Here is an 18817-nt window from a genome sequence, read left to right as displayed (position 1 = left end):
TGGAGCCGGTATCGCTTGACGGGGTGGCCATACATCGCCTTGTCCTCCCGATCGATTATCGGGAGAGTTTACGCAAAGACCTTGGAAGGGCTGCTGCTCAGAACTCCAGCGTGGTGGAGAGCTGGAACTGCCGGGGCTCGCCGAGCGACACGTAGTACTGGCTGGCGCTGGAGGCGTAGTAGGTCTTGTCGAACAGGTTCTTCACGTTGAGCTGCAGGTTGAGCCTGTGCTCGCCGACCCGGGTGTCGTAGCTGGCGAACAGGTCGGTCACCGTGTAGGACGGCAGGGTGAAGGAGTTGGCCGCGTCCCCCGAGCGCTTGCCCACGTAGCGGGTGCCGCCGCCCAGGCGCAGCCGGTCGCCGCCGAACAGGCTGCCGGCGTCGTAGACCAGCGAGGCCGAGGCGCTGGTCTTGGCCACGTTCTGCAGGCGGTTGTCCTCCAGCTCCGGGTCTTCGGTCACCTCGGCGTGCAGCCAGGCATAGCTGCCGATCAGGCTCCAGCGCTCGTTGAGCTGGCCGCTCACGTCCAGCTCCAGGCCGTAGGAGCGGACCTTGCCGGCGGCGCGGCTGTAGCTGTCGCCGTTGGCGTCCAGCTGGCTGACCAGCACGTTGCGCTTGTGGATGTCGAACAGCGCGAGGTTGGCGGTGATCCGCCCGGGAATCTCCAGCTTGCCGCCGAGCTCCCAGGAGCGCGCCTCTTCCGGCGGAGTCGCGCTGTCGAGGACCTGGTCGTTGGCCAGCGGCGCGATGGTCGAGTTGGGCTTGAAGGAATAGGTGTAGCTGCCGTACAGCGAGACTTCATCGCTGAGGCGATAGACCAGGCCGGCGCGCGGCGTCCATTCGTGGTCCTTGACGTCGGTGTTGGCCTTGAACGGCCGGCCGCGTCCGGCCCACTGGTCGTAGCGCTGGTAGCGCGTGCCGAGCACCAGGATCCAGCGCTCGTTCAGGTGGATGGAGTCCTGGAAGTAGGCGGAGTCGCTGCGCAGCTTGTCGGTCTGGTCGCTGCTCGCGGCATCGACGTTGTCGGACTCGCCGACCCGGCCGTAGACGGGGTTGGTGTAGCCGAGCGTCGAGGTGGCGCCGCGGATCAGGTCGGCGCGGAAGATCTTGCGCTTCTCGCTGTCGATGCCGGTCATCAATTCGTGGCGCAGGCCGAACAGTTCGAAGTCGCCGTTCAGGCCGAGCCGCGCGAAGCTGTTGGTGCTGACCGCGCCGTGGGTGCCGTCGACGCGGCGCGTCACGGTCTTCTTGGCGGTGTTGATCGCGGTCACCCGCGCCTGGTCGTCGTCGTAGGTCTCGCGGGTCCAGCCGTAGGCGAAATGGCCTTTCCAGTGCTCGTCGAAGGCATGCTCGATGCTGAAGCGGCTCAGGTCGGAACGGCCCTCGGTGATGTTGAACTCCTCGTCCAGCCGGCGCCGGCGGGAGATGTCCAGCGGCCGCCCGGTGCCCGGGTCGATGACCGTGCCGCGGTCGAACGGATAGGTGTATTCGCGGTGCTCGTAGCTCAGCAGCACCGTGGTGTCCGCGCCGTACCAGGCCAGCGAGGGCGCGACCACCGTCTCGCGGTGGGTGCCGAAGGTGCGCCAGTAGTCCTCGTCCTCGTGATCGACGATGAGCCGGTAGGCCAGCCCGGAGTCGCCCAGCGCGCCGGTGCTGTCGAACTGGCCGCCGCTGCCGTTGCGCCCGTGCGCGTAGGCCGAGGCGCTCGCCTTGATCGCGTGGTAGGGGGTGAGTTCCGGCTTCTTGCTGACCAGGTTGACCACCCCGCCCGGGTCCTGGATGCCGTACAGCAGGCTGGCCGGCCCCTTGAGCACCTCGACGTGGTCGACGCTGGCGGTGAAGTTGCGGCCGAGGATCGAGGGGATGCCGTCGCGCATGATCGAGCCGTCGCGGTTGTCGCCGAAGCCGCGCTTGGTCACCGCGTCCTGGGTGCCGCCCAGGGTGTTGGCCTGGGTGATGCCGCTGATGTTGTTCAGCGCGTCGTCGAGGTTGCGCGGGCGCTGGTCCTTGACCACCTGGGCGGGGACCACGTTGATCGTCTGCGGAATCTCCAGCACCGGCGTGTCGCTGCGCATGATCGAGGCGGTCGGCTCCGGCTGGTAGCTGTTCTGCAGGTCGCCGGTATCGCTGACCAGGGTGCTCGGCAGGCTCAGCAGGCCGCCGTCGGTGCCGGCCAGGCGCTGCAGGGTCAGGGTGCGCGTGTCGAGCTGGCGCCAGGTGTAGCCGGAGCCGGCGAGCAGCCGTTCGAGGGCGGCGACGGCGCCCAGGTTGCCGTTCAGCGCCGCGGCCTGCACGTCATAGGGCGCCTCGTCGGTGTAGACCAGGCTGAGCCCGGTGATCCGGCTGAACTCGCCGAGCGAGCGCGGCAGCGGGCCGGCGGCGATGGCGAAGTCATGGCGGCGGTCCTGCCAGGCGACCTGCGTCGCCTCGGCCAGGGCCGGGGCCATCGGCAGGCCGTTCAGGCCGAGCCCCAGCAGGGCGGTCGCCAGGAGTCGCCGGGAAGAACGGGACAGAAGGGTAGGGCGGTGGGTCATCGAGGTCTTCTCATGCGCATGGGCTGCTTTGATGCGAATGAATCGCAGTTCGACTACTACACGGAGCCCGCGCCGGATTACCTCATCGAAAAATGAAAAAAAGTCAGTGAATGACGATCACCCGCCCGAACAGCTCGCGCTGCCGGAAACCGAGCACCGCCTGCAGCGCGTTCAGCGCCGCGTGCAGATCGGCGCTGGGGAAGGAGACGGTCACCCGGCGCGCCGCCAGCTCGGCGTCGAGCAGCAGGATGCGCCCGGGGTAGTAGTCGCCGAGACGCTCCAGCACCTCGCCCAGCGGGGCCTGGTAGAAGGCCAGCCAGCCCTGGCGCCAGGCCAGGGCGGCGCTGCTGTCGACCGCCTCGGGCGCCGCCAGGCGGCCATCGGCGAAGGCCACCCGCTGCCCGGCGTGCAGCACCGCCTGCGGCAGGTTCGGACCCTCGCCGGCGCGTACCGCCACTTGGCCGGAGGCGACGGTGACACGGGTTTCCCGGGGCAGGCGGCGGACCTCGAACTCGGTGCCCAGCACCCGCGCCTCGCCGCCTTCGGTGCGGACCACGAAGGGCAGGCCGTTGCGCAGCACCTTGAACGAGGCGGCGCCGCGCAGCAGTTCGATCCGTCGCTGCCGCCCGTCGAAATGCACCGCCAGGGCGCTGTCGCCGTCCAGTACCAGCCGCGAGCCGTCGGCCAGGGTCAGTTCGCGGATCTGGCCGGGCGCCGAGACATGGTCGGCGCGCAGATCGCCGAGCCAGCGCGCCGGCTGCCACCAGCCGCCGGTCCACAGCGCCAGCAGCAGGCAGGCGGCCAGGGCCAGCGACCAGGCCGGGCCGCGGCGCCGCTGCGTGCGCCGGGGGGCGTCCAGGCGCGCCAGATACTCCGTCAGGGCGGCCGACTCCTCCTCGGCCAGCCGGGCCGCAGGCTCGGCGCTGAGCATCCACACTGCCTCGGCCTTGGCATAGAGCTGCGGATGCCGGGGGTCGGCGGCCAGCCAGCGCTGGAAGGCCGGCTCGTCGAGCGTCTGATCCGGAGCGTGCCGTTGCAGCAGCCAGCGCCAGGCTTCCTGCTCCTGGGCGGTGGACACGGCGGAGGTGGGCGGCGGGGTCATCGGCGGTCGTTCCCTGGCGTGGCGTGGCGGCTTCCGGGCGCTTGTTCGAGGGCCGCCTTGCAGGTGTCGAGGGCGCGCATCATATGTTTTTCCACGGCGCTTTGGGACAGCGCCATGGCCTGGGCGATCTCGCCGTAGGTGCGCCCGTGGATGCGGTTGAGCAGGAAGATGTGGCGGGTGCGCTCCGGCAGGCCGCGCAGCGCGGCCTCGACCAGGCGCAGCTCGTCGCCGGCCTGCAGTGCCGCCTCGAGCGGGGCGGTTTCGCCGTCGTGCTCCGGCGCCAGGCTGTCCAGCGAGCGGTTGCGCCGGCCTTCGCCGCGCAGGTGGTCGATGGCCAGGTTGTGCGCGCTGCGCAGCAGGTAGGTGCCGGGCTCGTCAAGCTGCCGGATCGGGCGTTTCCAGAAGCGCAGGAACAGGTCCTGGATGAGATCCGCCGCCGTGGCGCGGCAGCCGACCCGCCGGCTGACCAGGGCCTCCATCCGCTCGCGCTGGGCCAGGAAGACCCGCAGGAAGTTCTGTTGCGGCGCTTCGCCCGGTGCCGGCGCGGCCGGCGGATCGAGGTCGGCAGGGGAATCGTGATCGGACATCGGCGGGGAACGACGCGGGTCGGCAAGGGCGGCGATGGATGATAATTCTTATCATCTATCCCGGGTAGCCACGCTCCGTCGGATGGCGGGCTGCCGGCCGCTCAGCGGGCTTTCCCGTAGCGCTCCAGTACGTGTCGGGTCATGCCGTTGGCCAGTTCGTTCTCGCCGAGGAAGACTTTCCCGGCGGCCTCGCGCTCCAGCAGTTCCGCCTCCTCCTCGTTGTGGGTGCGCAGCACCGTCTCGATCGTCGGGTTGAGGGTGCGGGCGGTGGCGATCATCTGCCGCGCGTCGAGGGTGTCGGGGATGGCTACCACCAGCATGCTGGCGCGGGCGATGTGCGCCTGGATCAGCACCGCCGGGTCCGCGGCGTCGCCCGAGACGGCCGCGCCGCCGTCGGCGCGCAGGCGCTCGACCAGCTCGCGGTTCCGCTCGGCCACCACGTAGGGAATGTCGCACTCGGCCAGGGCCCGGGCGATGCGCCGGCCGACGCGGCCGTAGCCGACCAGCACGACTTGCCCGGACAGATAGCGTTCGTGGGTGCTCATCGGCAGTTCGGCCAGCGGATCGGCGGGCCGCTCCAGCTGCCGGGCGAGCTTCGAGCGTGAGCGCAGCCAGGCCTGCAGCGGCTCGGAAGCCTTGAACACCACCGGATTGAGGGCGATCGAGATCAGCGCGCCGGCGAGGATCAGGCTCTGGCCTTCCACCGGCAGCAGGCCCAGGCTCACGCCGAGCCCGGCCAGGATGAAGGAGAATTCACCGATCTGCGCCAGGCTCGCCGAGACGATCAGCGCGGTGTTCAGCGGATAGCGCAGGAGCAGGACCAGGGCGGCGGCGGCGATCGACTTGCCGACCACGATGATGCCGACCACGGCGAGCACCTGCAGCGGCTGCTCGACCAGCACCCGCGGGTCGAAGAGCATGCCCACCGAGACGAAGAACAGCACGGCGAAGGCCTCGCGCAGCGGCAGCGATTCCTCGGCGGCGCGGTGGCTGAACTCGGATTCGCGCAGCACCATGCCGGCGAAGAAGGCGCCCAGGGCAAAGGACACGCCGAACAGTTCGGCCGCCCCGTAGGCGATGCTCACCGCGGCAGCCACCACGCAGAGGGTGAAGAGTTCCCGCGAGCCGGTACCGGCGACCAGCCAGAGCAGCTTGGGAAGCACCCGGCGGCCGCCCACCAGCATCAGGGCGATGAAGGCCGACACCTTGAGCAGGGTGAGGGCGAGGGTGCCCCACAGGCTCCCCGCCCCGGCGTCCGGCGCATCGCCGCCCAGCGCGCCGGCCAGCGGCGGCAGCAGCACCAGCACCAGCACCATGGCGAGGTCCTCGACCACCAGCCAGCCGACCGCGATGCGCCCGTTCATGGAGTCCAGGATGCCGTGCGCTTCCAGGGTCCTGAGCAGCACGACGGTGCTCGCCACCGACAGGGCCAGGCCGAATACCAGCGCGCCGCCGAGGCTCCAGTCCCAGGCGGCGGCGATGCCGGCGCCGAGGGCGGTGGCCACGGCGATCTGCAGTATGGCCCCCGGCAGGGCGATCTTGCGCACCGCCAGCAGGTCGTCGAGGGAGAAATGCAGGCCGACGCCGAACATCAGCAGCATCACGCCGATTTCCGCGAGTTCATGGCCGAGCTGGGCATCAGCGACGAAGCCCGGGGTGAAGGGGCCGAGCATGATGCCGGCCAGCAGGTAACCGACCAGGGCCGGCAGCTTGAGGCGGGCGGCGAGAACGCCCAGCACCAGGGCCAGGCCGAACGCGGTGGCCAGGGTGGTGATCAGGGGAAGGCTATGCGGCATGGAGGCGCCCCTTTCCGGCAGCGACGGGGAAATGGCCGAGCATGCGGACTCCTTGAACAGGCAATGGATAAGTTTGGCGACACCTTAACGGATTGACCGGAAGTTGCGTGTCACTTTCCGTGCCTGTTTATGTATCCCGATTTATCGGCCTGTTTCCGGGGGCATCTTTATTTGCGTTAAAGGCAACCGAAAAAAACAGGCGACAGGTTCTTCGTGCATAAAGACTACAAATTTCAAATTATTGATTTATAAGAAATTTTATATAGTTTTTATATAAAAATCCTGCGAAATCGGCGTGGCATGGCAGTTGCACTTTCACTGTTAGCCCATTAGCCGATACTCGTCAGGAGAGTTTCCCATGCCTTACAAGATCAACGGTTCCGAATGCACCGCCTGCGCGGCCTGCGAATCCGAGTGCCCGAACGATGCCATCCATGAAAAGAACGGCGTCTACGCCATCAAGACGGAACTGTGCACCGAGTGCGTGGGCGATCACGACGAAGCCCAGTGCGTGTCGAACTGCCCGGTCGACTGCATCCGCATCGACAAGAGCGTGCCGCGCTACCAGGCCGTCTGATTCGTCCCACTCTTCGGAGCGTCACCCATGCACAGCGTCGTCTGTATCAAGCAGGTGCCGGACTCGGCCCAGATCCGGGTACACCCGGTCACCAACACCATCATGCGCCAGGGTGTCCCGGCGATCATCAACCCCTACGACCTGTTCGCCCTGGAAGAGGCGCTGCGCCTCAAGGACCAGTTCGGCGGCACGGTCACCGTGATCACCATGGGCCCGCCCATGGCCGAGGCGGCGCTGCGCAAGTGCCTCTCGTTCGGTGCCGACGACGCCATCCTGGTCTCGGACCGGGCCTTCGCCGGCTCCGACACCCTCGCCACGTCCTATGCGCTCAGCGCCACCATCCGCAAGATCATGCAGGACATGCCGATCGACCTGATCTTCACCGGCAAGCAGACCATCGACGGCGACACCGCCCAGGTCGGGCCGGGGATCGCCAAGCGCCTGGACTTCCAGCTGCTCACCTACGTGTCGAAGATCGTCGACGTGGACATGGAGAAGCGCGAGATCCAGGTGGAGCGCCGCGCCGAGGGCGGCGTGCAGCTGCTCAAGACCTCCACCCCGTGCCTGATCACCATGCTCGAAGGCACCAACGAAATGCGCTTCGGCGACCTGGACGACCTGTTCCGCGCCGCCCGCCACGAACTCAAGGTCTGGGACCGCGAGGCCGCCGGCATCGACGCGGTGGAAATGGTCGGCCTCAAGGGCAGCCCCACCGTGGTCAGCAAGGTCTTCGCACCCAAGCCGCGCAGCAAGCGGGCCGAGATGATCGAGGTCCACGACAGCGACCCGAAGAACCTGGCCGTGACCCTGCTGGCCAAGCTGTTCACCCAGCATCCCAAGCTGGAACAGGAAATCGCCAAGCGGGCGGTATGAGGACCACGAAATGAGCGAACAACCGAAAAAGCCGGCGAAGAAGAAGGTCGAGCTGGACCCCCGCTTCGTCGATTACCGTCATGTCTGGGTCTGCATCGAGAGCGAGCGCGGCGAGGTGCATCCGGTGTCCTGGGAACTCCTGGGCGAAGGCCGCAAGCTGGCCAACGCGCTGGGCGTGGAGCTCTGCGGGGTGGTCATCTGCGGCCCCGGCGAGCGCGGCAAGGGCATCTGCGCCGAGGCCTTCCGCTTCGGCGCCGACAAGTGCTACCTGCTCCAGGACGAGGTGCTGCGGGATTATCGCAACGAGCCCTACACCAAGGCGCTCACCGACCTGGTGAACACCTACCAGCCGGAAATCCTCATGCTCGGCGCCACCACCCTGGGCCGCGACCTGGCCGGCTCGGTGGCGACCACCCTGGGCACCGGCCTGGTGGCCGACTGCACCGAGCTGCTCATCGACACCGAGACGCGCAACCTGGCGTCCACCCGTCCGACCTTCGGCGGCTCGCTGCTCTGCACCATCATGACCCAGCGCCACCGGCCGCAGATGGCCACCGTGCGCCCGCGGGTGATGGCCATGCCGGAGCCCGACGCCACCCGCAGCGGCGAGATCGTCGAGGTGCCGTTCTCGATGATCGAAACCTCGATCATCACCAAGGTGCTGGAGTTCATCCCCGACGATACCCGCGACAAGCCCAACCTGCCGTTCGCCGACATCATCGTCTCCGGCGGCCGGGGCCTGAAGAACCAGGAGAACTTCCGCCACGTCTGGGACCTGGCCAAGGTGCTCGGCGCCGAAGTGGGCGCCTCGCGTCCGGTGGTCCAGGCCGGCTGGGCCGAGCTGGACCGCCAGGTCGGCCAGTCCGGCAAGACCGTGCGGCCCAAGCTGTACATCGCTGCCGGCATCTCCGGGGCCATCCAGCACCGCGTCGGCATGGACGGCGCGGACCTGATCATCGCCATCAATACCGATCCGAACGCGCCCATCTTCGATTTCGCCCACTACGGCATCGTCGGCAATGCCACGACCGTCCTCCCGGCGCTGACCGAAGCCTTCAAGGCCCATCTGGCCCAAGCGAAAAAGACCGGCTAAAGGAGACACAGCATGGCTGAAAGATTCGACGTAATCGTGGTCGGTGCCGGCATGGCCGGCAACGCGGCCGCTTATACCCTGGCCAAGGGCGGGCTCAAGGTGCTGCAGATCGAGCGGGGCGAAACCCCCGGCTCGAAGAACGTGCAGGGCGCGATCCTCTACGCGGACGCCATCGAGAAGATCATCCCCGACTTCCGCGACGACGCGCCCCTGGAGCGCCACCTGATCGAGCAGCGCGTCTGGGTGATGGACGACGCTTCCTACATGGGCACGCACTACCGTTCCGAGGACTTCAACAAGCCGCCGTACAACCGCTACACCATCATCCGCGTGCACTTCGACCAGTGGTTCAACAAGAAGGCCCGCGAGGCCGGGGTGCTGACCATCTGCGAAACCACGGTGACCGACCTGCTGATCGAGGGCGGCAAGGTGGTGGGCGTGCGCACCGACCGCCAGGGCGGCGAGATCCGCGCCGACGCGGTGATCCTCGCCGACGGGGCGAACTCGCGCCTGGCGGTGAAGGCCGGCTTCCAGCCGGAGATCAAGCCCGAGAACGTGGCCCTGGCGGTGAAGGAGATCCACTTCCTGCCCCAGGAAACCATCGAGGCGCGCTTCAACATCGGCGAGGAGGAGGGCGTGGTCATCGAGATGGCCGGCAAGATCAGCGCCGGCATGATGGGCACCGGGTTCCTCTACACCAACAAGGAGTCGATCACCCTGGGCGTCGGCTGCATGCTCTCCGACTTCAAGGAGCAGAAGGTCACCCCCTACGAGTTGCTCGACCGGATGAAGGCCCATCCCTCCATCGCGCCGCTGATTGCCGGCAGCGAGATGAAGGAATACGCCGCGCACCTGATCCCCGAGGGCGGCTACCACGCCATTCCCCAGGTCTACGGCGAGGGCTGGATGATCGCCGGCGACGCCGGGCAGTTCGTCAACGGCCTCCACCGCGAAGGCTCCAACCTGGCGATGACCACCGGCATGCTGGCGGCGCAGACCCTGATCGAGCTGAAGGCCGCCGGCAAGCCGTTCAGCGCCGCCAACCTGGCCGGCTACAAGCAGAGGCTGGACGACAGCTTCGTCATGAAGGACCTGAAGAAGTACCGGCGCATGCCGGAGATCTTCCACAAGAACAAGCAGTTCTTCACCACCTATCCGGACCTGCTCTCCAAGGCTGCCCAGACCCTGATCCGCGTGGACGGGGTGGACAAGAAGACCAAGGAGAAGGAAATCAGGAAGAGCTTCGTCGCATCCCGCTCGCTGTTCGGGCTGATCGCCGATGCCTTCAAGTTCTGGCGCGCCGTCGAGTAAGGAGAAGAGCATGTCGAAGATCGAAGAGAAGCTGTTCCAGGACCGCTACCGGGTCGATGCCGACCGCCCGCACATCCAGATCAAGGATGCCGAGGTCTGCGCCAGGTGCCGCAACCAGCAATGCACCGTCTGCTGCCCCGCCGGCTGCTACAGCCGCGAGGCCGACGGCTCGGTGGCGCTGGCCACCGACGGCTGCCTGGAATGCGGGACCTGCCGGATCATCTGCGACGAACACCGCAACGTGGCCTGGGAATGGCCGCGGGGCGGGTTCGGCATCCTGTTCAAGTTCGGTTGAGGGACGGGCATGGACGATATCCAGCGTTTCCTGGCCCATGCCATCCAGTTGGAGAAGGAGTCGGCGCGCCGCTACGAGGAGCTGGCCGAGGCCATGCAGAGCCTCGGCAGCATGGAGGTGGCCGAGTTCTTCCGGCAGATGGCGCACTATTCCCGCCTGCACCTGAAGGAGGCCATGCAGCGCGGCGGGTTCCACGACCTGCCGACGCTGGCTGCCGAGGACTATGACTGGCCCGAGGGCACCAGCTCGGAAGCCGCGGCCTGGGCCGGCGTGGACGGCTTCATGGATGTGCCCGGCGCCCTGGCCCTGGCCCTGGACGGCGAGCGGCGCAGCTGCGACTACTACCGGACGATCGCCGCAGACGCCGAGGATCCGGAGGTAAGGAGCATGGCCGAGGCGTTCGCCGAGGAAGAGGCCGAACATGTGGCCCAGCTGGAGAGCTGGCGGAGCGGTCTGGCCAAGGGCTGACGTCGATCCGCTTCGCCAAGGCCGGCGAGTGCGGCTTGTGTGCCGTACTCACCGGCCGCGTGGCCTCAGTCGGGTTGTTTCCCGGTTGCCTCGAGCGCCGGCTGGTTGCGGGTCTTCCACAGGGAGAACAGGACACCGCCGAGCAGCAGGCCGAAGGTCACGCCGAGCGAGATGCCGGAGGGGATCTTGCCGATGATGTTGACCAGGAAGATCTTGCCGCCGATGAACACCAGCACCAGGGCCAGGGCGTACTTCAGGTAGGCGAAGCGGTGGATCAGCGCCGCCAGGGCGAAGTACAGCGCGCGCAGGCCGAGCACGGCGAAGATGTTCGAGGTGTAGACGATGAAGGGGTCGAGGGTGATGGCGAAGATCGCCGGCACGCTGTCCACCGCGAACACCACGTCGGCGCATTCGATCAGGATCAGCGCCAGCAGCAGCGGGGTGGCCCAGAGCACGTTGTGGCCGTGGGCGTTGGGCTGGCGGACGATGAAGCGCCCCTCGTGCAGCCGGTCGGTCACCCGCAGGTGGCGGCGCAGGAACTGGACGAACTTGTTGTTTTCCATGTTCTGCTCGTCGTCGACCCGGGCGAACAGCATCCGCAGGCCGGTCAGCAGCAGGAACAGGCCGAACACGTAGAGGATCCAGTGGAACTCGGCGATCAGCGCGGCGCCCAGGCCGATCATCAGCGCGCGCAGCACGATCACCCCGAGGATGCCCCAGAACAGCACCTCGTGCTGGTATTTGCGGGGGATCGCCAGGTAGCCGAAGATCATCGCCATGACGAACACGTTGTCCATCGACAGCGACTTCTCGATCAGGAAGCCGGTGTAGTAGTCGAGGCTCGCATCCGGCCCCTTCCAGAGCCAGACCAGCAGGCCGAACAGCAGGCCGGCGCTGATGTAGCCGGCCGACAGCAGCAGGCTTTCCTTGACGCCGATTTCGTGATGGTCGCGGTGCAGCACGCCGAGGTCGAAGACCAGCAGCGCGATGACGATGCCGATGAACAGCAGCCAAAACCAGGTGGATGTGCCGAGAAAGGTGGTCGAGGCAAACGCCATGAAAGCGTCCATGAGCCCCTCCTTGCAGTCGAAGTTGAATGAACTGTGACTCCGACATGGCGGCAATGACCGTCAGAGGGGCCCGGCGTCACATCTTCAGCCTAGTGATCCTGCACGGGGGGCTCAAGCGCGAAGCCGTTGCAAGCTTTTTCAGGCCGCGAACGGGGGCGTCCACCGGTCAGCCTCAGGGCTGGAAGCGGTAGCCGACGCCGATCTCGGTGAGGATGTGCTGCGGCTGGGCGGGGATGCGCTCGATCTTCTGCCGCAGATGGCCCACGTAGATCCGCAGGTACTGGTTGTTCTCCAGCGCGTGGCTGCCCCAGATCTGCAGCAGCAGCTGGCGGTGGGTGAGTACCCGGCCGGGGTTCGAGGCCAGCAGGATCAGCAGGCGGTACTGGATGTCGGTCAGGTGCAGGGGCTCGCCGGCGCGGGTGACCGCGCGGTGCACGCAGTCGATCCGGCAGTCGCCGAATTCGATGATCGGCTCCAGCTGCTCCCGCTCCGCAGGGCTGCGCCGCAGCAGGGCGCGCACCCGCGCCAGCAGCTCGGAAACCCCGAAGGGCTTGGTCAGGTAGTCGTCGGCACCCGCATCCAGGGCGGTGACCTTGCTGATTTCCTGGGAGCGGGCGGAGAGCACCAGGATGGGGACGGCGGACCAGATCCGGTAGTCGCGGATGAAGTTGATGCCGTTGCGATCCGGCAGGCCCAGGTCGAGGATCAAGAGGTCCGGCTTGCGGGCGCCGGCCTCCACCGCGCCCTGGGCGGCGGTGCCGGCCTCGATGATGGTGTAGCCTTCGCCCTCCAGGGTGGCCGCCACCAGCTCGCGGATCTGCCGGTCGTCCTCCACCAGCAGGATGGTCGGGGTTTCGCTCATGTTTCGTCCTTCAGATCGCTCAGGGTGGGCGCGCTGCCCAGCGGCAGACGCAGGCGGAAGCAGGCGCCGCCGCCCATGCGGTTTTCCGCCATCACCTGGCCGCCGTGGGCCTCGGCGATGCTGCGGGCGATGGCCAGGCCGAGGCCGACGCCGGGGATGCTGGACTCCGCCTGGCCGCGGCGGAACAGGCCGAACAGCTCCTCGGCGCCGTCGGCCGGCAGGCCGGGGCCCCAGTCGCAGACCATCACGTCCAGCCAGTTGCCGAAGCGGCGCACCACCAGCTCCACCGGGGTGTCGTCCGGCGAATACTTGATGGCGTTTTCCAGCAGGTTCCACAGCACCCGCTCGACCAGCACCGCATCGAAGCGCAGGGGGGGCAGGCCTGACGGGATGTCCAGGGTGACTTCGCGCTCCTTCCAGTGGGCGCGGACCTGTTGCAGGGTGGCGCCGATGACCTCGTCGATCGGCTGCCAGGCCTCGTTCAGCTCGATGGTGCCGGAACGCAGGCGGGCCATGTCGAGCAGGTTGGTGACCAACTGGTTGATCGACAGGGCCTGGTTGCGCAGGGCGTTCAGCATGCTTTTCTGGCGCTCCGGCGAGGCCTTGCCGAGGGCCAGGGTGTCGGCCAGGCCGACCATCACCGTCAGGGGGGTGCGCAGGTCGTGGGACAGCGCAGAGAGGATGGAGCTGCGCAGGGATTCGGCGGCGCGGCGCAGCTCGGTTTCCCGGGCGACCTCGGCGAAATGCGTGCGCTCCAGGGCGACCGTCAGCACCGACGAGGCGGTTTCCAGCAGCTCGCGGGTGGCATCGCTGCCCGCCTGGGCGGCGGGCAGTTCGCAGGCCAGCACATGCGGCGGGCCGCTGGCGTTCAGCGGGACCAGGGCCAGCGTATGGCGCGGATCGCCGCCGGCGCTGAGCAGGGGGTGGCGGCCGGCGAGGGCCGACTGCAGCAGGGGCGTGGTGAGCGGTGCCGGCGGCGCGGTCAGGGCGCTTTCCGGCAGGATGCGGGTCTGGGTGGCCTGCAGCGCGGTGCCGAGAAAGCGGCTGGCGATCTCCTCCACCTCGGTCGGCGTCTGGGCGGCGCTCAGGTGCCGGGCCAGGTCGTAGAGGGCGCGGGCCTGGGTCTCCCGGGCCTGCACCTGCTCGGCCTGGCTCTTCAGGGAGGCGGTGAGGTGCCCGACCAGCAGGGCCACCACCAGCATGACCACCGCGGCCAGCAGATACTGGACTTCGGTGATCGCCAGGGAGAACAGCGGCGGAACGAAGACATGGGCGTAGAGCAGGGAACTCAGCAGGGCCGCGGCGATCGCCGGGCCGCGACCGTAGTGGCTGCCGATGACGACGACGACCAGCACGTAGAGCAGCGCCGTGTTGGAAAGGTCGATGGCCTCCTGCAGCGGCAGCATGAGCAGGGTGAGGCCGACGCTGACCAGCAGGGCGGGTAGAAATTTATGCAGTGTCACGGTGGCGTGGCCTTGACCCCGGAGCCTCTAAACGAGGCATCGTATCGGGAGTGGCATAAAAACGGTATAAAAAATGACCAGCTCGTGTCCTCCATCGGAGCGGGGCAACTCTGAGCGAGTTCGAACCCCAGGGGGCATCGTGAAAGGCATGCGAAAACGTGACTCGGCGAACGGATATCGGGAGGTATTGGGTTCTTCTTGAAAGTTTTGTGACAATGCCGCCCCCTTTTCCGAGCCCTTTCACATGTTTGACCTTTTGCTTGACCTGGACGGCTGGCTGCTCGTCAGCCTGACTGTAGCGCTGGCTTTCGTTCTGGCTTTCGAATTCATCAACGGTTTCCATGACACCGCGAACGCAGTGGCGACGGTGATCTACACCAAGGCGATGCCGCCGTATCTGGCGGTCTTCGCGTCCGGGGTGTTCAACTTCCTCGGCGTCTTGTTGGGCGGTGTCGGCGTGGCCTATGCCATCGTGCACCTGCTGCCCGTCGAGCTGCTCATCGACGTGAACACCGGTCGCGGGCTGGCCATGGTCTTCTCGCTGCTGGCCGCCGCCATCGTCTGGAACCTGGGCACCTGGTATTTCGGCATTCCGGCCTCGAGCTCGCACACCTTGATCGGCTCGATCCTCGGCGTGGGGCTGGCCAATACACTGTTGACCGATGTGACCGTGTCCGAAGGCGTGAACTGGCAGAAGGCCATGGATATCGGCATCTCGCTGCTGCTCTCCCCGCTGGCCGGCTTTCTGGTCGCCGGCGCCATCCTCCTCGGGCTGAAGCTGTGGAAGCCGCGCTCCTCCATGCATAGCTCCCCGCCGCAGCGCAAGGAGCAGATCGGCAAGAAGCATCCGCCGTTCTGGAACCGCCTGATCCTGGTCCTGTCCGCCATGGGCGTGAGCTTCGTGCACGGCTCGAACGACGGCCAGAAGGGCATCGGACTGATCATGCTCGTGCTGATCGGGATAGTGCCCGCGCACTTCGCCCTCAACCTGAACAGCACGGCCTATGAGGTCGAGAGGACGCGCGACGCGGCGGTACACCTGCGCGACTTCTACCAGCGCAATTCCGGATCGCTCGCGGACTACCTGGCGCTCGGCAAGAGCAACGGCACCGACCTGCCGGAGAAGTACCGCTGCGATCCCAAGCAGACCGAGATCACCCTGGAGGCCCTGATGGCGGCCCTGGACGGGGCGCGGGTCTATGCGGAGCTGCCGGCGCAGACGCGGGTCGACATCCGCCGCTATCTGCTCTGCCTGGACGACTCGGCGCGCAAGGTCGGCAAGCTCGAGAGCCTGCCGAAGGCGGAGAAGAAGGATCTGGACAAGTTGCGCAAGGACCTCACCGGGACCACCGAATATGCGCCCTTCTGGGTGGTGATGGCGGTGGCCCTGGCCCTGGGCTTGGGAACCATGATCGGTTGGAAGCGCGTCGTCCTGACCGTGGGCGAGAAGATCGGCAAGGAGGGCATGACCTACGCGCAGGGCATGAGCGCCCAGGTCACGGCGGCCATGGCCATCGGCCTGGCCAACCTCTACAGCCTGCCGGTCTCGACGACCCATGTGCTGTCCTCCGGCGTGGCGGGAAGCATGGTCGCCAATCGGAGTGGCCTGCAGGGCGGCACCGTGGGGAGTATTCTGCTGGCCTGGGTGATGACCCTGCCGGCCTCGATGGGCCTGGCCGCGGGCCTGTACCTGGTTGCCAATTATCTGTTCATCAACAACTGACCCGCATCGCGCGGGTCCCGCCGGAAGGGCCCGGCCTTTCCCGGCGGATCATCGAGAGGTCGCTGTAATGGGTGCATTCGACATCAAGCATTGGTTGGTCGTGCTGCTGGTCGTGGTCCTGGTGTTCGGCACGAAACGCCTGAGGACCCTCGGTTCCGATCTCGGCGAGGCGATCAAGTCTTTCCGCAAGACCATGGCGACGGAAGAAAGCGAAGCCAGGGAAGACACGCCGAAACCGGTGGAGGCGGCTGGCGCGAACGAATCCAGGCCCCAGGCTCGCTGAGCCGCCAAGGCGCTGCGCCTCTGCCCGGCGACTGGCGCGGCTCGTTTCATTGCAAGGCGCGTCCTCGGATGCTCGGGAGCCTGGCCTCTCGCGCATCGCCGAGGCGGGCGGCGGGGATATGCCACCGGAGTCCGGCCTGGACGACGTGTCATCCGGGCCGGGCACCTTGTTCGCTTCCCGTTTTTCTCGCCTGACGGAACCGATCGGCGCCGCTGCGGACGGCCGGCGGCAAAGGGGGTACGGTGGTGGCGGATCGGCCGACGGCCGGAGAAGGGCGGTCCGGGGAGGGGCCAGCGCGCCGCCCCGGCGGGCGGCGGCTGGTGGTCAGCGGTCCTGCAGCGAGTAGGCGAAGGGCGCCACCACTTCCAGGGTGCCGTTGGTCAGCAGTTCCGCCGGAGGCGGCGGCAGCGGCTCGGCGCGGCGGATCATCTGCAGGGTGGCCTGATCCAGGGCGGTGCGGCCGGAGCGGCGGACCAGCTCGTAGGACAGCAGGCGGCCCTGCCCGTCGATCTTGAAGCGCAGCGTGACGGTGCCTTCGTCGCCACGGCGGCGGGACTCCGGGGGATAGCGCTTGTAGCGGCTCAGGTGGGCGCGCAGGATGCCCTGCCAGCTGGGCAGCGCATTCGACGACTCCGGGCTGCCGGCCTGACCGGACGGCGCCGCGTTGCTGGGCGCGGCGTTCGAGGCCGCCGGTGCGCTGCTCTTCGACTGGCTCTGGGCGACCTGCTGCTGCTCGGACTTCTGCTCCGGCTTGGGCGCGGCCTTCTGCACCGGCTTGGCCTCGGTCTTGGGCTTGGGCGGTTGCGGCTTGGGCTTGGGCTTGGGCTTGGGCGGCGGCAGGGCCAGCTTGGGCTTGGGCGCCTCGATCGGCTTCGGCTGCACCACCGGCTCCGGCTCTGCGGCCGGCTCCGGTGGCGGCGGCGGCGCCGATGGCGCAGCCGCGGCAGCCGCGGCGGCGGGCGCCAGCGCCACCATCATGGCCGGCGGTGGCGGCGCCAGCTCGATCGGCTTGCTCTCCGGCCGCCAGTACAGCGACCAGAGCGCTATGCCGACGTGCACGCCGAGCACCAGCAGCAGGCACAGCCCCCAGCGCGGCAGGGTTCGCAGTTGTTCGCTCATGGCTTGCCCACTGTCTCCAGGCCGACCAGGCCGATCTTCAGGTAGCCGGCGGTGCGCAGCAGATCCATGACTTCCATCAGCTGGCCGTAATCCACCTCTTCGTCGCCGCGGACGAAGATGGTTTCCTCCTTGTCGCCCTTGGTCTGCTGGTCGAGCGTGCTGCCGAGCAGGTCCGGCTCGACCCGGTCGTTGCCCAGGTAGAGGCTGTGGTCCTTCTTGATGCTCAGGTAGATCGGCTGGTCCGGGCGTTTTGTCGGCTGCGCGGTGGAGGCGGGCAGGTCGACCTTGACGTCCACGGTGGCCAGCGGGGCGGCAACCATGAAGATGATCAGCAGCACCAGCATGACATCGATGAAGGGGGTGACGTTGATGTCGTGGGCTTCCTGGAGGTCGTCACCCCCCTCGTTCATGTGCATTCCCATGGCTTACTCCACTGTCGCCCTGTGCGACGCCTGCGCCGGGCTCTGGCGGACGGCCGACGGCTGGTCGAGGTCGCGGCTGACCAGCAGCAGCACCTGCGACGAGAGGTCGGCGACCTGCGCCTTGTAGGCGGCGATGGAGCGGGCGAAGACGTTGTAGATGACCACCGCCGGAATCGCCGCGACCAGGCCGATGGCGGTGGCCAGCAGGGCCTCGGCGATGCCGGGGGCGACCACCGCGAGGTTGGTGGTCTGCGATTTGGCGATGCCGATGAAGCTGTTCATGATGCCCCAGACGGTGCCGAACAGGCCGACGAAGGGCGAGACGGAGCCGATGGTGGCGAGCACCCCGGTGCCCACGCTCATCTTGCGACCGCTGGCGGCGACCAGGCGCTCGAGGCGGAAGCTGACGCGCTCCTTGATGCCGTCCTTGTCGACGGTGCCGGCGGAAAGCTGCAGCTCTTCGCGGGCGTCCTCGATCAGCTGGGCGCTGAGGCAGTGGCTGGCGCGCGGCAGGGCGGCGGCCTGCTCGAGGGTGCGCAGGCCCTTGAGGTCGGCCAGCGCGCCACGCAGGCGGCGGCGCGCGCCGAGCAGCTCGAGACCCTTGGCCAGCCAGATGGTCCAGGTGGCCACCGAGGCCAGCAGCAGGCCGATCATCACGGCTTTCACCACGATGTCGGCGTTCTGGTACATGCCCCAGGGCGACAGGTCGTGGGCCAGGCCGGCCTCGGCTTCCTCCGCGGGAGCGGCTGCCGGAGCGGCGCCGGCCGGAGCTGCGGCACCGGCCTCGGCGGCGGGCTGGCCCGCGGGCACTGCGGCCGGGTCGACCGGCGGGGTGGCCGGCGCCGGAGGCGCTGCCGGAGCCGTTGCCGCGGGAGCTGCCGCCGGCGCGGCGGGAGCTGCCCCGGATGCCGGCTCGACGGCCTGGACGGCGGGGGCCAGCAGCAGGCTGCAGAGCAGCAGGGCGGCGGGCAGACGGCGTTGGAGTGTTCGGGTTGGCTGGGCGCTGGAGACGATCGGGTGCATGTTGGCCGGATATCTGATTGAGGGCAGGACGTGGTGTCGCTGCCGGGACAGTCGGAGCCAGGGAGGCTTCGCCTTGGCCTTGTCGACAAGGGCCGCGGGCTTGGCCGTCACCTTGGTGGTTTGCTAGGCAGCTATCGTAACCCCATAACAAGAAAAACGGTACAAAAGAGAATCACTCCTGTCTTGCGGGGCGGGTCGGCATGGAGTCCGGCGCGGC

General features: G+C 67.8%; 18 protein-coding genes. 8 read left to right on the top strand and 10 right to left on the bottom strand.

All coding sequences use genetic code 11. The features are described 5' to 3' along the window. Positions 1-97: 97 nt before the first annotated feature. From ACG10_RS16910 to ybaL, 4 genes are all read right to left on the bottom strand, one after another. Positions 98-2446 carry a TonB-dependent siderophore receptor gene (locus tag ACG10_RS16910; protein WP_232487282.1) on the bottom strand — a complete coding sequence of 783 codons (2349 nt, stop codon included), beginning with the start codon at positions 2444-2446 and terminating at the stop codon, positions 98-100. Between the two features lie 190 nt (positions 2447-2636). Next, positions 2637-3635: a FecR family protein gene (locus tag ACG10_RS16905; protein WP_089169104.1), complete on the bottom strand. Its 999-nt coding sequence runs from the start codon at positions 3633-3635 to the stop codon at positions 2637-2639. Further along, positions 3632-4222, bottom strand: coding sequence for an RNA polymerase sigma factor (locus tag ACG10_RS16900; RefSeq protein WP_089169103.1), 591 nt, complete (start codon positions 4220-4222; stop codon positions 3632-3634). The genes ACG10_RS16905 and ACG10_RS16900 overlap by 4 nt, the downstream gene beginning before the upstream one ends. A 101-nt stretch (positions 4223-4323) precedes the next feature. Next, positions 4324-6018 carry a YbaL family putative K(+) efflux transporter gene (gene ybaL, locus ACG10_RS16895; protein ID WP_089169102.1) on the bottom strand — a complete coding sequence of 565 codons (1695 nt, stop codon included), beginning with the start codon at positions 6016-6018 and terminating at the stop codon, positions 4324-4326. Positions 6019-6376: 358 nt separating this feature from the next. Here ybaL and ACG10_RS16890 point away from each other — a divergent pair, with 358 nt between their 5' ends. Genes ACG10_RS16890 through ACG10_RS16865 form a run of 6 tightly spaced genes read left to right on the top strand, consistent with a single transcriptional unit; the run spans position 6377 to position 10635 of the window. After that, complete coding sequence (locus ACG10_RS16890; protein WP_039805787.1) at positions 6377-6595, top strand: 4Fe-4S binding protein; 219 nt, start codon at positions 6377-6379, stop codon at positions 6593-6595. Positions 6596-6622: 27 nt separating this feature from the next. Then, positions 6623-7468: an electron transfer flavoprotein subunit beta/FixA family protein gene (locus ACG10_RS16885; RefSeq protein WP_089169101.1), complete on the top strand. Its 846-nt coding sequence runs from the start codon at positions 6623-6625 to the stop codon at positions 7466-7468. A gap of 10 nt (positions 7469-7478) precedes the next feature. Further along, positions 7479-8561 (top strand): electron transfer flavoprotein subunit alpha/FixB family protein, encoded by a 1083-nt coding sequence (locus ACG10_RS16880; RefSeq protein WP_089169100.1) that lies wholly within the window; start codon positions 7479-7481, stop codon positions 8559-8561. Positions 8562-8573: 12 nt separating this feature from the next. Beyond that, positions 8574-9872 carry an FAD-dependent oxidoreductase gene (locus ACG10_RS16875; RefSeq protein WP_089169099.1) on the top strand — a complete coding sequence of 433 codons (1299 nt, stop codon included), beginning with the start codon at positions 8574-8576 and terminating at the stop codon, positions 9870-9872. 10 nt (positions 9873-9882) lie between these two features. Further along, a complete protein-coding gene (locus ACG10_RS16870; RefSeq protein WP_089169098.1) occupies positions 9883-10167 on the top strand; it encodes a ferredoxin family protein in 285 nt (94 codons plus the stop codon). Between the two features lie 9 nt (positions 10168-10176). Continuing rightward, a complete protein-coding gene (locus ACG10_RS16865) occupies positions 10177-10635 on the top strand; it encodes a ferritin-like domain-containing protein (protein WP_089169097.1) in 459 nt (152 codons plus the stop codon). A 65-nt stretch (positions 10636-10700) separates the two neighbouring features. Here ACG10_RS16865 and ACG10_RS16860 read toward each other — a convergent pair whose 3' ends face one another. From ACG10_RS16860 to ACG10_RS16850, 3 genes are all read right to left on the bottom strand, one after another. Further along, positions 10701-11705, bottom strand: coding sequence for a TerC family protein (locus ACG10_RS16860; protein ID WP_089169096.1), 1005 nt, complete (start codon positions 11703-11705; stop codon positions 10701-10703). Positions 11706-11877: 172 nt separating this feature from the next. Continuing rightward, complete coding sequence (locus ACG10_RS16855; RefSeq protein ID WP_089169095.1) at positions 11878-12567, bottom strand: response regulator; 690 nt, start codon at positions 12565-12567, stop codon at positions 11878-11880. Continuing rightward, on the bottom strand, positions 12564-14030 hold the full coding sequence (locus ACG10_RS16850) for a DUF4118 domain-containing protein (RefSeq protein WP_089169094.1): 1467 nt from the start codon (positions 14028-14030) through the stop codon (positions 12564-12566). The genes ACG10_RS16855 and ACG10_RS16850 overlap by 4 nt, the downstream gene beginning before the upstream one ends. A 244-nt stretch (positions 14031-14274) precedes the next feature. On the opposite strand from ACG10_RS16850, the gene ACG10_RS16845 reads away from it, so the two are divergent. Together ACG10_RS16845 and tatA are read left to right on the top strand one after the other, a co-directional pair. After that, positions 14275-15753 (top strand): inorganic phosphate transporter, encoded by a 1479-nt coding sequence (locus ACG10_RS16845; protein WP_089169093.1) that lies wholly within the window; start codon positions 14275-14277, stop codon positions 15751-15753. A gap of 67 nt (positions 15754-15820) precedes the next feature. Then, entirely contained in the window at positions 15821-16036 is a 216-nt protein-coding gene (tatA, locus tag ACG10_RS16840; RefSeq protein ID WP_089169092.1) for a twin-arginine translocase TatA/TatE family subunit, read from the top strand. A gap of 324 nt (positions 16037-16360) precedes the next feature. On the opposite strand, the gene ACG10_RS16835 is transcribed toward tatA, so the two are convergent. From ACG10_RS16835 to exbB, 3 genes are read right to left on the bottom strand one after another with little or no spacing between them, the layout of a single operon-like run. Continuing rightward, positions 16361-17155 carry an energy transducer TonB gene (locus tag ACG10_RS16835; protein WP_089169091.1) on the bottom strand — a complete coding sequence of 265 codons (795 nt, stop codon included), beginning with the start codon at positions 17153-17155 and terminating at the stop codon, positions 16361-16363. Continuing rightward, the gene (gene exbD / locus ACG10_RS16830) at positions 17152-17577 is read right to left on the bottom strand and encodes a TonB system transport protein ExbD (RefSeq protein WP_039805777.1); all 426 of its coding nucleotides are present in this window, start codon (positions 17575-17577) and stop codon (positions 17152-17154) included. Before exbD ends, ACG10_RS16835 begins: the two co-directional genes overlap by 4 nt. Before the next feature lie 3 nt (positions 17578-17580). Beyond that, the gene (gene exbB, locus ACG10_RS16825) at positions 17581-18600 is read right to left on the bottom strand and encodes a tonB-system energizer ExbB (protein WP_089169090.1); all 1020 of its coding nucleotides are present in this window, start codon (positions 18598-18600) and stop codon (positions 17581-17583) included. Positions 18601-18817 lie beyond the last annotated feature (217 nt).

The sequence above is a fragment of the Azotobacter chroococcum genome (assembly GCF_002220155.1).
Taxonomy (GTDB): Bacteria; Pseudomonadota; Gammaproteobacteria; order Pseudomonadales; family Pseudomonadaceae; genus Azotobacter; species Azotobacter chroococcum.
This window is presented reverse-complemented; position numbering and strand designations above follow the sequence as displayed.